This window comes from Pseudomonas laurylsulfativorans (assembly GCF_002906155.1).
Taxonomy (GTDB): domain Bacteria; phylum Pseudomonadota; class Gammaproteobacteria; order Pseudomonadales; family Pseudomonadaceae; genus Aquipseudomonas; species Aquipseudomonas laurylsulfativorans.
Genome location: NZ_MUJK01000017.1, coordinates 1 through 13,657, shown reverse-complemented (window position 1 = coordinate 13,657; position 13,657 = coordinate 1). Strand labels below are relative to the sequence as shown.

Genomic DNA, 13,657 nt, shown 5'->3' with positions numbered 1-13,657 from the left:
CGAGGGTTCAGTGCCGGTGCTGGCGGGTTACGCCGGCATCGAATTGCGCGACGATCTGTTGCCAACCGGTGCTTTCGAGCGCGGTATCGCTGAGGTCGGCCGGAGCCGTGAGCGTGCCGGTGCGGTTGAGCCAGATGTCCGGAGCGTCATCGCCTGCGGTCAGGCGCATCAGGAATGAACCGGCGACCGTCGGCGCCTGGCTCTGACCGAAGTAGGCCTTGGCGTTGAGCAATTGCCAGGCATGGCCGCCACGGCTGACGGAACTGGCGTCCTGGGCAAACGGGGCAAAACCTTCCTCAGCGAGAACCTGGGGAGTCGGCAGGGTTTGCTGTTCCTGGCGCAGCAAATGAATCTCGTCCAGCGTCACTCGCAAATCGGCGTAGATGCCTTGCTCGGACGCACTGAGGTCGCGGCGGGCATCCAGCTGGTGGCTGTTGACGCTGCTCACCTCATGGGATTCACCGCGCCAGAGCACCACAGTCCCTGCGACCGCCAGGATCACCAGGCATAGCAGCAAAACGTAGAGGGTTTCGTGACCGGCACCGGCCGGGCGTACGACTTGGGTCGTTGAAGTGCTCATGGTGCCTCAATGTCCGCTTGGTCGATTTCCACCACGTGACCGGGGCCTGCGTCGAACAGCACGTAGAACTCGGCGCCGGGTTTCTTGAAGGTCAGGGTCGAATCGGCGCCGAGTTTGCCCGGCACCAGAATGGTTTCGTCATAGCCGATCACATCGAGGGTCACGCCCGGCGCGCCGCTGCCGTCGGAAAAACCGCCGGTGCATTTGATCTGCTCGGCGTCGATGGCCTTGCATTCGCACATCGGGTTATGGGCCAGGGCGCTGGCGCTGAATCCGGCGCAGAGCACCAGCAACAGGGCTTTGAGTGGACGAAGAGGGGGGATCATGGTTTGCCTCCTTGTTTGTTCAGCCAGGCGATGGTGGCGGGGGAGGCCTGGCGCAAAGGAATGAATGCCTGATGCATCGTGCCGTCCCAGCCTTCCATGGTGATCCACAGCTCGGCGTCGGCCGTGGTTTTTTCCGGGACGGGCAGCGAAGCGCCCATGCGATACGGGGCGCCGAAGAAAATCACCCCGGCGGCGCGCAGGCTGCGGGGCTTGCCGATGCGCAGGTAAGTGGCCTTGACCTGTGCGATGCAGGTATCGCACAGCGCGGCGTTGAAGCCCTTCATATAGCCGGCCGGGCCATCGAGCGTGGGCGCGGCGTTGCGCAGCTCCGCCAGGCGCAGGCTCCAGGGGCCGACCTGGACTTCGCCGATTTCGCGTTCGCCCAGGCCACTGTCGCCACGCATCAGCGCTTCGTCAGCGAAGTACTTGGGCATGAAACCGAGTGGAATCAGCAGCAACAGGACATTCAGGTGAAAGCGCCATTTGTGCCAGAAAACGCTCAGGCGCGAGGGCTGTGAGGCCGCAATGACTTTGCTCACAGGTTGACCTCCGACGGTTCATTGTTCGTGGCCGGTTGCGCAGCGGTACCACGCGGTTTTTTGTTGCTGCGCTTGAAGGCATTGGCGGTGGCCAGCGCCGTGCGCTTGGTCCAGATCAGCAAGCCGCTGAGCACCATCATGCTCAGCAGCAGACCGAAGAACGCCCAGATCAGCTTGATCCACAGACCACCGAAGTCCCCGGTGTGCAGCGGGCGCATGGACTCGGTGACGAACTCCAGGGTCGAGCGGTCCGAAATCAGACGCGTGGCGGCGATTTCGCCGTTATACGGGTTGATGGTCGCGGTCTGGAACATCAGCGGATACCAGCCGCGTCCGCCGACATCCAGATGGCTGTAGGCATTGCCTGGCAGGCTGACGAAACTGGCTTCCAGCCCGGAAATCTTCTGCGAGGCAATTGCAATCGCGCGGTCCAGGTCGATGCGCGGCGCAGGCGAACCATCTGGCGACAGCGGCACCGCTTCACGGGACATCGCCGGAATGATCTTTTCCGTGGATATGGAAATATGGTTATCGAACAGCAGTGCCTGGATCAGGAACCAGGTACCGGTGATGGAAATTACCGCGATGAACCAGATCGACCAGATGCCGCTCAAGCGGTGGAAGTCGCCCCAGAAAATTCGCGCGCCGTGGCGGATACGCAGGGTCGGGCGGAAAAAGCCTTTCCAGAAACGTTTGTAGACCACCAGCCCCGTGACCAGCGAAGCCAGCAGCGGCAAGCCGAGAAACGACACCAGGTACCAGCCCCAGCTATAACCATTGGTGAACGGTACCAGCCACCAACCGTGCAGGGCGCGGGTGAACGCACGAAAGTTGAACTCCGGCGCGACACCCTGGATCACGCCGCTGTACGGATTGACATAAATCACCACCGAACGCCCGTCGGGATAGCTGACTTCGACATCCAGCGCGAAGTGCGACTCGTCGGGCCGGCTGATGCTCTGCACCACGGTCTGCGGCTCGGCCTTGTTGATGGCCTCGATGACCTGCTGGTAGCTGAGCAGCGGTGCATCGTCCGAGGGTTGGCTGGCACGCATGGGCGGGTTGGCCAGCCAGACGATTTCCTGGCTGAGTACCGCCAGGGTGCCGGTCACGCAGACGATCAGCACGAAAAACCAGATCGGCAGCGCCAGCCAGCTATGGACCAGGAACCAGATTTTTGAACGGGACTTCTTTGACATATTGGAGGTCTTGCCTGGATGAGAGGCTGCTCGGCTGCGGGCTTCGCAGGATTGAGCGCCCTGAAAGTCCAGTCGTGGCTTTTGCCTACGCGAAAGGACTGCATCTAGGTAGGACGGATGAGCGAGGGAAATCCCGAAGGGGGAAATGAAAGAAAATGTTTCGCATTATCCGAAGCCTCGAAAGGGCTTGCTTGCGAAAGTGCTTTGAGGGGCCGCGCAGTTGTCGAGGGCAAGGCAGAGAGGGAGAGGACGGAGCTACCCGCGCACGGTGAGCCCGCGCGGGAGCGAAGTATCAGCGCAGGAAATCGAGCGCCTCGGCAAGCAACAGTTCAGGGGCTTCTTCGGCAATGTAATGGCCGGCCGGCAAGGCTTTGCCACGCACGTCGGTTGCCACGTGTTGCCACTCCTTGAGCGGCTCGAAGCAGCGCCCGACTGTACCTTCGGCGCCCCACAACACCAACAGGGGCAGATTCAGGTGATGACCGGCCTCGATGTCGGCGCGGTCGTGGTCCAGGTCGATGCTGGCGCTGGCGCGATAGTCTTCGCAGATGCCGCGTGCAGCCCCCGGCTGTTTCAGGCAGCGCAGGTATTCGCCGAAGGCTTCGTCGGTAAAGGGTTTGAACCCGGCGCTACGGCTACCCATGACGCTGCGCAGATAGGACTCCGGATCCGCTTCGATCAGGGTTTCCGGCAGTGGTGCCGGGCGAATCAGGAAGAACCAGTGCCAATAGGCACGGGCAAAGGCTTCGTTGGTTTGCGCGTACATCGACAGGGTCGGGGCGATGTCGAGCAGTACCATGCGCTGCACGGCATCGGGGTGGTCGAGCGCCAGGCGATGGGCGACCCGGGCACCACGATCGTGGGCGAGGATCGAGAATTGCTCGAACCCCAGGGCCTTCATCAACTCGACGGCGTCCCGGGCCATTTCCCGTTTTGAATAGTGGTCATGCTGCTCGTCGGCCGACGGCTTGCCGCTATCGCCGTAACCGCGTAGGTCGGCGGCTACCACTGTGAAGTGTGTGGCCAGTTGCCCGGCGACCTTGTGCCAGATGACATGGGTCTGTGGATGGCCGTGCAGCAACAGCAGGGCAGGCCCGTTACCGCCAATGCGGTAGGCGATGTCCACACCGTTGACGTGGCGCTGGTCTTTGCTGAATCCGGCAAACATGGGTGACTCCCTGTGATGGTTGCCGCCATCCTGAAATCCTCGGAGGCCGAGAGCAAGGCTCAAAGTGTGGTGTGTTTGTTCATGAACCGTGTACAGCAACAGGGATTACTGTAGGAGCGAGCCTGCTCGCGAAGAGGCCCGCTCCAACCCTTAGGATTTCAACCCTGCGCAAACATCTCCTTCGCCCGTTGCTCAATCTGTTCCTGGGTCAGGTCTTCCTTGCGCGTGGCCAGGAACCACAGGTGACCGTAGGGATCTTTCAAGGTGCCTGAACGGTCGCCGTAGAATTGATCCTTGACCTCGGATACAACGGTTGCACCGGCATCGATGGCCTGTTTGTAGGACTTGTCGACATCCGTCACGTACAAATGCAGGCCCACGGACGGCGAATTGTCCGGATTGTTCAGTGGTCCTTGATCGCACGGTGTGCCCAGCATGATCGGGCAGTCGCCGATACGCAGTTCGGCGTGACCGACACCGCCATCGGGCATGTTCAGGCGCATGACTTCGATGGCACCGAAGGCTTTTTTGTAGAAGGCGATGGCTTCGGCGGCTTTATTGATGCCCAGGTAGGGGGTGATGCTGTGATACCCCTCAGGAATGGGTTTGACACTCATGATGGATCTCCCTGTTCTTGTTGTGTGAATGGAAAGTGCCTGTGCCGCAATACGACCGGGTAAATATAGGCCAGCCTCTTTCGCCTCACCGAGCGCCCGACGAGCAGCAACGCCACACAAATGCCATCAGGTCGGCCCCAGCCAGTGCGCCCCCGGCCCGCGTTCCCCCAGCACATCGCCGGCATTGCGCAATGGACAAGCCTCCATCGACAGGCAACCACAACCGATACAGCCGTTGAGGCGATCGCGCAGCAGGGTCAGTTGGTTGATGCGCTCATCCAGCTCCAGACTCCATTGCGCCGACAGGGTTTTCCAGTCCGCCGCCGTCGGCGCCCGATTGTCAGGCAGCCTCTTCAGCGCTTCGCCAATCTCCGCCAAAGGGATCCCCAGGCGCTGGGCAACCTTGATCAACGCTACCCGTCGCAACACTTCCCTCGGATAGCGGCGCTGGTTGCCCTGATTGCGATTGCTTTTGATCAGCCCCCTGGATTCATAGAAATGCAGCGCCGTGACCGCGACGCCGCTGCGCGCTGCGACCTGGCCGACGGTGAGTTCCTTGTGCAGGTTTTCCGGGGTGATCATTTAAAAATTGCCTATTGACCTCTAGTTAACTAGAGGTTTTACCCTGCACACCTTCGGATCGCAAGATTCGCCTTACATGTGAGTGGGGACATTTCATGCAAACCTCAGAGAACAATCGCAGCTTTGCCCAACTGATCGAATTCGAGATCGAGCCGCATCAACAACCCGCGCTGGTTTTGGCCTTGTCGGCACAGACCGAGCATCTGGCCCGGCAGCACCGCGGCTTTCTCAGTGCCAGTATCCAGGCCAGCGACGATGGCCGGCGCGTACTCAATTATCTGCAATGGCAAACCCGAGAAGCAGGGGAGGCCGCGTTCCGGGCCTTTGAAAATGGCGAACAGGATTTCTGGCAGTTGATCCGCGCCCATCAGGCGAAGGCGGTGACCTTCGGATCGTTTCAGGTGCTGCACAGTCTGCAGCGCAGCCACGACAACGCACTGCATTGCAGCCTGGTGGGCTGATGCTGGCAGGACAAAGATCGCCATTTGCTGATAGCCACTATTGAAAGCGTTGATTTCTGCTGCCCGGGAGGCGCGGGTAGCCTGTGTTCATTGCCTCGAACCCAGTCGCCAGGACGCCAGAAATGAAACCGATGATTGCCACTTTGCTGATGCTCGCCGTCTCTGTACTCGCCGGATGTGCCAGCCATGTTTCCCCGGAGCTTCGTCCCTACACGGCTGAAGAAAGCAAGGAACTGGCGCTGGAGGCGTTGAACCGCCGCGGATTGTCTTTTGACGAATACCACGCGAAGAAAGCCGAACTGCTCGGCCAGCCGCAGAAGGCGTTCGGCTTCGACAACCAGGGTGAAATGAACGCCGGGCGATCTGTACAGCTGCACGGTCGTCCGAGCTGAGGCAAAACTGTACTGCTCCAAGTTTTGCGTAACTGTCCATGGGTTTCGCCCAAGGTGTGCGGTAGGGTCAATACCTGACCGACCCTGACGGACTGCCACCCATGACGCTCTCACTCGATCTGCTGCTGGGCTTCGCCCTGTTTGCCCTCGTCACTTCGATCACGCCCGGCCCGAACAACACCATGTTGCTGGCATCCGGGGTGAACTTCGGTTTCAACCGCACGATTCCGCATATGCTCGGTATCACTTGTGGCTTCTTTGCACTGGTGGTGGCGGTCGGATTTGGCCTTGGCGCGGTGTTTCAGACTTACCCGTTGCTCTATACCGTGCTGCGTTATGTGGGGGCGGCGTATTTGCTGTATCTGGCGTGGAAAATCGCCCATTCCGGGCCGGTGTCGGAGAGTCAGCAGGGCGAGGCGAAACCGATCAGCTATCTGGGCGCCGCCGCGTTCCAGTGGGTCAATCCCAAGGCCTGGATCATGGCCATTGGCGCCATCAGCACTTACACGCCGATGCAGGGTTACTTCACTAATGTGATCGTGATCGCGGCCGTTTTTGCCATCATCAACCTGCCGAGCGTTGGTGTCTGGGCGGCTTGCGGCACGTTGTTGCGCAATGTCCTGAAGGACCGTCGCTGGCTACGCCTGTTCAATTGGGGCATGGCCGCGTTGCTCGTGGTCTCGCTGTATCCGCTGATGCTCGAAAGCGTTAGCTGACGCATTGCTTCAACCGGTTGCCCGATGCCTGTTAAGCTGACTTTTCAGGAGCGTTCCTACGCACTATTAAATGAAGTAGTTCTTCTTTAACGGCATCCGATCAGGTATTGGTACGTTCTGAAAACAGCGCGCAGCTCACAAGGCTGCGCTTTGCCGTTTGCAGTCACGAGCTTCCTGATCCCGGAACACGCTCTGCGAGTCTTTTATGAATAAACGTCCGTTGTATTTCGATTACGCCGCCACCACGCCGGTGGATGAGCGGGTCATCAAGGTAATGGTCGAGTGTCTGGGCTTTACCGGCAATTTCGGCAACCCGGCCTCAAGCTCCCACGCCTTCGGCCAGCAGGCCCGGCAATCGGTGGAACAGGCACGACGCCAGGTTGCCGAACTGGTCGGCGCGACACCCGGGCAGATCGTCTGGACCTCAGGCGCCACCGAATCCAACAACCTCGCGCTCAAAGGCGTGGCCCAGGCCCGCGGCGCTGGCGGTGGCCATATCATCACCAGCCAGATCGAACACAAAGCCATTCTCGATACCGCCAGGCAACTGCAGGATGCCGGCGTAGCCGTGACTTATCTGGTGCCGGACGCCGAGGGTTTGATCAGCGCGCAAGCGGTCAGCGAAGCCATGCGCGAGGACACCTTCCTGGTGTCGCTGATGCTGGTCAACAACGAACTGGGCACCCTCAACGACATTCCCGCCATCGGTCAGGTCGTGCGTGATCGCGGGGCGTTGTTTCATGTCGACGCCGCACAGGGCGCGGGCAAAGTGGCGATCGATCTCGCGCAGTGGCCAGTGGACCTGATGTCGTTTTCCGCGCACAAGCTCTATGGCCCCAAAGGCATCGGTGCGTTGTACGTCGGTCCGCGTGCCCAGCAACGTTTGCAGGCGCAGATCCATGGCGGCGGGCATGAGGGTGGTTTGCGATCCGGTACTCTGGCGACCCATCAGATCGTCGCCATGGGTTCGGCTTTTGCCCTGGCGGCAGACTCTTTTGATGAAGAGAAAGCGGTCATCGTGCATTTGCGTGAGCGCTTGCTCGAGCAGTTGTCGAGCATTCCCGGCGTGCGGCTCAATGGCAGCCCGACCCGGCGCATCCCCCATACCCTGAGCCTGACCTTCGGTGAGGGCGAGTTCAACCCGGCAGCGTTGCAGGCCTCGATCGCGTTTTCCGCGACCTCGGCCTGCAATTCCGCGAGCAATACCCCATCCCATGTACTGCTGGCCCTGGGGCATGATGCCCGCTCGGCCAGTCGCACCATCCGCTTGAGTCTCGGGCGTTTTACCACCGAGCAGGACATCGACCAGGCGGTTCAACTGATCAAGGCGGCCTGCGCCAGTGCTCCGGCATTCTGGCAGTAGGGCGACGAAGCGCCGACGCTGATCGGCACTCAACAATAATGATGAAGTGGTTAGCAGGAGACACGATGAATACGCAGCTTTCGATCAATGGATCGGTGCCCCAGCGCCTGGCGCAAACCCGCGAGCTGATGAGCCGGGAAGGTATTCATGCCTTGCTGGTGCCGTCGGCCGACCCGCACCTGTCCGAATACCTGCCGGGTTACTGGCAGGGGCGCCAGTGGTTGTCGGGCTTCCATGGCTCGGTCGGCACCCTGATCGTGACCCCGGATTTTGCCGGCGTGTGGGCCGACAGCCGTTATTGGGAGCAGGCAACCAAGGAACTCAAGGGCAGCGGCATTGACCTGGTCAAGCTGCAACCGGGTCAGCCTGGGCCACTGGAGTGGCTGGCCGAGCAAACACCCGAAGGTGGCGTTGTGGCAGTCGATGGCGCGGTCATGGCCGTGGCATCGGCACGGACCCTGGGCGGCAAACTTGAAGAGCGCGGCGCCCGCCTGCGCACCGACATTGACCTGTTGAGCGGCGTCTGGAGCGACCGCCCAGGCCTGCCGAACGAGCCGATCTATCAGCACTTGCCACCGCAAGCGACCGTCAGTCGTGGGGAAAAACTCGCCAAACTGCGCGAAACCCTTCAGGCGCGAGGTGCCGACTGGCATTTCATCGCCACGCTGGATGACATCGCCTGGCTGTTCAACCTGCGTGGCGGTGACGTGTCGTTCAACCCGGTATTCGTTTCCTTTGCCTTGATTAATCAGCAACAGGCCACGCTGTTCGTGGCCTTGAGCAAAGTCAGCGCCGAGTTGCGTGCCATCCTCGAACAGGACGGCGTGACCTTGCGCGACTACAGCGAAGTCGCCGCTGCACTGCGCGCCATACCGAGCGGCGCGAGCCTGCAAGTCGACCCGGCGCGGGTCACGGCGGGATTGCTGGACAACCTCGATAGCGGGGTGAAAGTGATTGAAGGCCTGAACCCGACCACCCTGGCCAAATCGCAAAAAAGCCTGGCCGATGCCGAACACATCCGTCAGGCCATGGAGCAGGACGGCGCAGCGCTGTGCGAATTCTTCGCCTGGCTGGACTCGGCGTTGGGGCGCGAGCGCATCACCGAACTGACCATCGATGAAAAGCTCACCGCCGCCCGTGAGCGCCGTCCGGACTATGTGTCGCTGAGTTTCAACACCATCGCCGCGTACAACGCCAATGGCGCGATGCCGCACTACCATGCCACCGAAGAAGAACACGCGGTGATCGAAGGCGACGGTCTGTTGCTGATCGACTCCGGCGGCCAGTACCTGGGCGGCACCACCGACATCACGCGGATGGTCGCGGTGGGCACTCCGACCGATGAGCAGAAACGCGATTGCACCCGCGTGCTCAAGGGCGTAATTGCCTTGTCCCGCGCGCAGTTCCCCAAAGGCATTCTGTCGCCGCTGCTCGATGCCATCGCCCGCGCGCCTATCTGGGCGGAAAGTGTCGACTACGGTCACGGTACCGGTCATGGCGTTGGCTACTTCCTGAACGTCCACGAAGGTCCGCAAGTGATTGCTTACCAGGCCGCGCCTGCACCGCAAACCGCGATGCAACCCGGCATGATCACGTCCATTGAACCGGGGACCTATCGTCCGGGTCGTTGGGGTGTGCGGATCGAAAACCTGGCGATGAACCGTGAGGCGGGCAAAAGCGAATTCGGCGAGTTCCTGAAGTTCGAAACCCTGACCCTGTGCCCGATCGACACGCGTTGCCTGGAAACGTCGCTGCTGTCGGATGAGGAAAAGCAGTGGTTCAACGCCTACCACGCCGAAGTGCGTGAGCGTCTGAGCCCGTTGGTCGAAGGTGCAGCGCTGGAGTGGTTGAATACCCGCACTGCGGCTATTTGATTGGTGTAGCCGGGGCAAACAGCAGAAACCGCCCAAGTACTTCTCTATGTCGGAAGCGGTAAAGGGGCGGTTGGTGGTCGGGATTTAACTCAGGGCCTCGAGTACGAAGTCCAGTCGATCCTGGCCGAAGTACAGCTGATTATCGACAAACATGCTCGGTACGCCGAATACGCCGCGCTGCACTGCTTTCTCGGTGTTGTCCTTGAGCGTTGCCTTGACTGTTTCGTCGGCGGTCAATGCCAGCACCTCATTGGGATCGAAACCATTGTCGCTCAGTACCGCCGCCACGGTTGCCGGGTCATTGAGGTTGCGGCCGTCGACCCACAGGGCTCTGAACAGGCAGTCAATGAAGGCAATAAAACGCTCGGGATGGTGCAACTGAATACCGGTCGCGGCACGCATCAGCATGAGGGTGTTGATCGGGAAATGCGGATTGAATTTCAGTGGTACACCGTAGCGCCGGGCATAACGGTCGAGGTCCAGAATCATGTGACGGCCTTTGGCCGGAATGGTCGCCGGGGAGGCGTTGCCGGTGGCCTTGAACACACCGCCGAGCAGGATCGGGATGTAGATCAACTGGCTGTCGGTTTGCTCACAGATTGCCGGTAGCTGGGTATATGCCAGGTAAGTGGTGGGGCTGCCCAAGTCAAAAAGGAATTCCACGGTTTTGCTCATGGTCGGTGCGCTCTGCTTATTGTTGTAGGGGGAGGGCTTACCAGCGTTCGCTCCAGGGGCGAAGGTCCAACTCGAAGGTCCAGGCATCGCGGGGCTGGCTGTGCAGGTACCAGTAATTTTCGGCAATGTGTTCGGGGTTGAGGATGCCGTCCTGATCCTTGGTCGCGTATTTTTCCGGGAAGCTTTCACGAATGAAGTCGGTATCGATGGCGCCATCGACGACGACATGAGCAACATGAATGTTCATCGGCCCCAGTTCACGGGCCATGCTCTGCGCCAGTGCACGGATCCCGTGCTTGGCGCCGGCGAACGCGGCAAAGCCTGCGGCACCGCGAAGGCCTGCGGTGGCACCGGTGAACAGGATCGTGCCGCGTCGGCGCTTGGCCATGCGTTTGGCCACTTCCCGGGCGTTGAGAAACCCCGAGAAACAGGCCATTTCCCAGATCTTGAAATACTTGCGGGCGGTTTCTTCGAGAATGCTGCACGGCACGTTGGCGCCGATGTTGAACACAAACGCCTCGATGGGGCCGATCTCGCTCTCAATCTGCTCGACCAGCGCGATCACGTCTTCCTCCTTGCGTGCATCGCAGGCAAAACCTTGGGCCTCGCCGCCATCGGCCTTGATGGCATCCACCAGTGGCTGAAGCTTGTCCGCACTGCGGCGGGTGACGCAGGCAACAAAACCCTCCTGGGCAAAACGCTTGGCAATGGCGCCGCCCGTGGCATCACCAGCACCGACGACCAGTACGACCTTGTTGTTATTCATGGGGAGATCCCTATTGGTAAACGATCGTTAACTAAACGAACGTTATGCTATGATTCGGCAGGCGTCAAGATGAGCAAATAGGGGAGAAGGACAATGCGTTATTCGGCGAGCCATAAGCTGGAAACCAGGCAAAGGCTGCTGGAAAGCAGTGCGCTATCGGCCAAGAAATCGGGATTTTCAACGGTGGGCGTGGACGGCCTGATGAAAGCGATTGGCTTGAGCGGTGGCGCTTTCTACAGCCACTTCACGTCGAAGGACGAGTTGTTTGCAAGCATCGTCGAGCGTGAGTTGTGCCAAAGCATGGCGCGACTGGGGGAAGGGCAGGACCGTGACAAGCTTGAACGTTGCTTGAAACAGTACCTGAGCATGTCTCACGTCGAGAATCCGCAATCCGGTTGTGCATTGCCGGCATTGGGGGCGGAAATTGCCCGCTCCGACGAGACTGTCCGTCAACAGGCGGAGCACTGGATTTGTCGGCTACAGGAAAGTTGGGCGGGTGTTCTGCAAAGCGACAGCCTGGCGTGGGCAATTCTGTCGCAATGCATTGGCGCGCTGGTCGTGGCGCGCATGCTGGCTAGCCCGGATATTCAGCGCACAGTGCTGAAGTCCAGCTACGAGGAAATTAGCCGTCAGATCGCACGTCCGAGAACCTGACGCGACGGCCCTGCCTATTTGCAGATGACAATCATGCTGCGGCTGGTATAGCCCGCAGGATTGAGGCCAAACGGGTAGTCGCCGGGCTCTTCCACGGTATCTCCCGACTTGGCAACGACCTTGTATCCCTTGGGTGCGCAGGAGTTGGCGGCGCTGGTGTAGCACTTGTCCCAGGACGAAGACAGTCCGGAACAGTTGATATGTAGCCCTTTCTTGCCATGCTTGATCTGTGTTTTCGAGGTCGCTGCGCAGCCCGCAATTGCAAGTACGGCGACCAGTATCAAAAATCGTTTCATCACTGTCCTTATAGCGTCCCCGGATCTTGTGCCCGAGTCTGGCTGCATTCACTTTCGCTTGAAGCTTACCGATATCCCTATCTGAAATCGTCCATGGTATGACTTTGGGTTGCGGGGCTAAACATGGCCTAATTGATCGGCAAATACCAGACCTTCGTTATGTCCGATATCAATCTGCCGCTACTGCTGGTCTGGCGGCAGTGCCCATGGTCATGGTTGCGCCGACGGATGCCAGAATGATGCACATGATTGCCATCCACTGCGACAGCGAGAGGTATTCATGAAGGAACAGCAAGCCCGACAAGGCACCAAAGGCGGGCTCGATGCTCATCAGCGTGCCGAAGGTTCTGGCCGGCATTCGGGTCAGAGCGACCATCTCCAGGGTATAGGGGAGGGCTGTGGACAAGACGGCGACGCCTAGGGCCACAGGGATCAATGAAGGCGTCAGCAAAGCGGAGCCAGCATGGACGATGCCGATAGGGGCTACGAAGAGTGCAGCGATCATTACCCCCAGTGCGGCGGTTTGCACGCCATTGTCGGCCCCGGCTTTTTGACCGAACAAAATGTACAGTGCCCAGCAGACCCCTGCACCCAAGGCATAACCGGCGCCTACCAGGTCGATCCCCGCAGTCGCCTCTCCCGTCGGTATCAGTAGCAGCAAGCCGACGGCAGCCAGGGCGATCCACAAAAAATCGATCGCGCGACGAGAGGCGTAGATTGCCACGGCCAATGGGCCGGTGAATTCAAGCGCCACCGCGATACCCAGCGGGACTGTCTGCAATGACATATAGAAGAGGAAGTTCATGCCACCCAGCGCCATCCCGTAGACGATGACGGTGCGCAGAGATCTGGCGGTGAGCTTTGCCCGCCATGGACGCAGTATCAGCATCATGATCACGCAGGCGAAAATCAGTCGTAACGTTGTCGTCCCCTGGGGGCCAACGACAGAGAACATGCTTTTGGCCAGGGAGGCTCCGGACTGGATCGACGCCATGGCTATGAGTAGCAGCCCGACCGAGAACAGTGTGGAGGCTAGGCTGCGAGGCTGGTCATTCATTACGTGGCATCGTCCGAAATATAGGAATCAAGGTCGTTTCTAATTGTGTTGGGCAATATACTGCGCATTCACCGCGAGCGCGTCTATATATAAGCAGTGTTTTTGTACATTCGATAGAAAACCTAAATCACTGCTTGACGGCAGATTTCAGATGTCTATAATTCGCCCCACTTCCGGCGCAGTCGAAACGGAAAACTCCTTGGTAAACAACGAGTTACGCAGTTTTCGACAGTGGGTCGCTTCAGTTCATCGAAGCCGAAAGGGGGTTGAAAAAGAGGTGTTGACAGCAGCGTGTAACGCTGTAGAATTCGCCTCCCGCTGATGAGAGATCTGAAGCGCAAGTGGTTGAAGTTACAAGGGAAACTTTGAAAACTTCTGAAAATAATCACTTG

At 59.6% G+C, this 13,657-nt stretch carries 17 protein-coding genes; 6 read left to right on the top strand and 11 right to left on the bottom strand.

What is annotated here, in order from left to right:
- Nucleotides 1–7: 7 nt before the first annotated feature.
- The 7 genes from B0D71_RS29155 to soxR all read right to left on the bottom strand — a co-directional run bounded on the left by B0D71_RS29155 (nucleotide 8) and on the right by soxR (nucleotide 5,011).
- Nucleotides 8–580, bottom strand: a complete 573-nt coding sequence (locus tag B0D71_RS29155) for a DUF6162 family protein (protein WP_103397783.1) — start codon at nucleotides 578–580, stop codon at nucleotides 8–10.
- Nucleotides 577–906, bottom strand: a complete 330-nt coding sequence (locus tag B0D71_RS29150) for a hypothetical protein (RefSeq protein WP_103397782.1) — start codon at nucleotides 904–906, stop codon at nucleotides 577–579. Before B0D71_RS29150 ends, B0D71_RS29155 begins: the two co-directional genes overlap by 4 nt.
- Nucleotides 903–1,445: a thiamine pyrophosphate-binding protein gene (locus B0D71_RS29145; protein WP_103397781.1), complete on the bottom strand. Its 543-nt coding sequence runs from the start codon at nucleotides 1,443–1,445 to the stop codon at nucleotides 903–905. Before B0D71_RS29145 ends, B0D71_RS29150 begins: the two co-directional genes overlap by 4 nt.
- Entirely contained in the window at nucleotides 1,442–2,644 is a 1,203-nt protein-coding gene (locus tag B0D71_RS29140) for a PepSY-associated TM helix domain-containing protein (RefSeq protein WP_103397780.1), read from the bottom strand. Before B0D71_RS29140 ends, B0D71_RS29145 begins: the two co-directional genes overlap by 4 nt.
- Nucleotides 2,645–2,936: 292 nt before the next feature.
- The gene (locus B0D71_RS29135; protein WP_103397779.1) at nucleotides 2,937–3,812 is read right to left on the bottom strand and encodes an alpha/beta fold hydrolase; all 876 of its coding nucleotides are present in this window, start codon (nucleotides 3,810–3,812) and stop codon (nucleotides 2,937–2,939) included.
- Nucleotides 3,813–3,970: 158 nt separating this feature from the next.
- Nucleotides 3,971–4,429 (bottom strand): VOC family protein, encoded by a 459-nt coding sequence (locus B0D71_RS29130; protein ID WP_103397778.1) that lies wholly within the window; start codon nucleotides 4,427–4,429, stop codon nucleotides 3,971–3,973.
- A gap of 126 nt (nucleotides 4,430–4,555) precedes the next feature.
- The gene (gene soxR / locus B0D71_RS29125; RefSeq protein WP_103397777.1) at nucleotides 4,556–5,011 is read right to left on the bottom strand and encodes a redox-sensitive transcriptional activator SoxR; all 456 of its coding nucleotides are present in this window, start codon (nucleotides 5,009–5,011) and stop codon (nucleotides 4,556–4,558) included.
- Nucleotides 5,012–5,106: 95 nt separating this feature from the next.
- On the opposite strand from soxR, the gene B0D71_RS29120 reads away from it, so the two are divergent.
- The 5 genes from B0D71_RS29120 (at nucleotide 5,107) to B0D71_RS29100 (ending at nucleotide 9,817) form a co-directional block, all read left to right on the top strand.
- The gene (locus B0D71_RS29120; RefSeq protein ID WP_103397776.1) at nucleotides 5,107–5,472 is read left to right on the top strand and encodes an antibiotic biosynthesis monooxygenase; all 366 of its coding nucleotides are present in this window, start codon (nucleotides 5,107–5,109) and stop codon (nucleotides 5,470–5,472) included.
- A gap of 122 nt (nucleotides 5,473–5,594) precedes the next feature.
- Entirely contained in the window at nucleotides 5,595–5,864 is a 270-nt protein-coding gene (locus B0D71_RS29115) for a hypothetical protein (protein WP_007993944.1), read from the top strand.
- A 101-nt stretch (nucleotides 5,865–5,965) separates the two neighbouring features.
- Nucleotides 5,966–6,580, top strand: coding sequence for a LysE family translocator (locus tag B0D71_RS29110; protein ID WP_103397775.1), 615 nt, complete (start codon nucleotides 5,966–5,968; stop codon nucleotides 6,578–6,580).
- Between the two features lie 205 nt (nucleotides 6,581–6,785).
- Nucleotides 6,786–7,943, top strand: coding sequence for a cysteine desulfurase family protein (locus B0D71_RS29105; protein ID WP_103397774.1), 1,158 nt, complete (start codon nucleotides 6,786–6,788; stop codon nucleotides 7,941–7,943).
- A gap of 65 nt (nucleotides 7,944–8,008) precedes the next feature.
- Nucleotides 8,009–9,817: an aminopeptidase P family protein gene (locus B0D71_RS29100; protein ID WP_103397773.1), complete on the top strand. Its 1,809-nt coding sequence runs from the start codon at nucleotides 8,009–8,011 to the stop codon at nucleotides 9,815–9,817.
- An 84-nt stretch (nucleotides 9,818–9,901) separates the two neighbouring features.
- Here the strand turns inward: B0D71_RS29100 and B0D71_RS29095 are convergent, their stop codons facing one another.
- The gene (locus tag B0D71_RS29095; RefSeq protein WP_103397772.1) at nucleotides 9,902–10,492 is read right to left on the bottom strand and encodes a 2-hydroxychromene-2-carboxylate isomerase; all 591 of its coding nucleotides are present in this window, start codon (nucleotides 10,490–10,492) and stop codon (nucleotides 9,902–9,904) included.
- 37 nt (nucleotides 10,493–10,529) lie between these two features.
- Nucleotides 10,530–11,258 carry an SDR family oxidoreductase gene (locus B0D71_RS29090; RefSeq protein ID WP_103397771.1) on the bottom strand — a complete coding sequence of 243 codons (729 nt, stop codon included), beginning with the start codon at nucleotides 11,256–11,258 and terminating at the stop codon, nucleotides 10,530–10,532.
- Nucleotides 11,259–11,351: 93 nt separating this feature from the next.
- On the opposite strand from B0D71_RS29090, the gene B0D71_RS29085 reads away from it, so the two are divergent.
- Nucleotides 11,352–11,912: a TetR/AcrR family transcriptional regulator gene (locus B0D71_RS29085; RefSeq protein WP_103397770.1), complete on the top strand. Its 561-nt coding sequence runs from the start codon at nucleotides 11,352–11,354 to the stop codon at nucleotides 11,910–11,912.
- Between the two features lie 14 nt (nucleotides 11,913–11,926).
- On the opposite strand, the gene B0D71_RS29080 is transcribed toward B0D71_RS29085, so the two are convergent.
- Nucleotides 11,927–12,208 (bottom strand): hypothetical protein, encoded by a 282-nt coding sequence (locus tag B0D71_RS29080; protein ID WP_103397769.1) that lies wholly within the window; start codon nucleotides 12,206–12,208, stop codon nucleotides 11,927–11,929.
- Between the two features lie 169 nt (nucleotides 12,209–12,377).
- On the bottom strand, nucleotides 12,378–13,265 hold the full coding sequence (rhtA, locus tag B0D71_RS29075) for a threonine/homoserine exporter RhtA (protein WP_103397768.1): 888 nt from the start codon (nucleotides 13,263–13,265) through the stop codon (nucleotides 12,378–12,380).
- Nucleotides 13,266–13,657 lie beyond the last annotated feature (392 nt).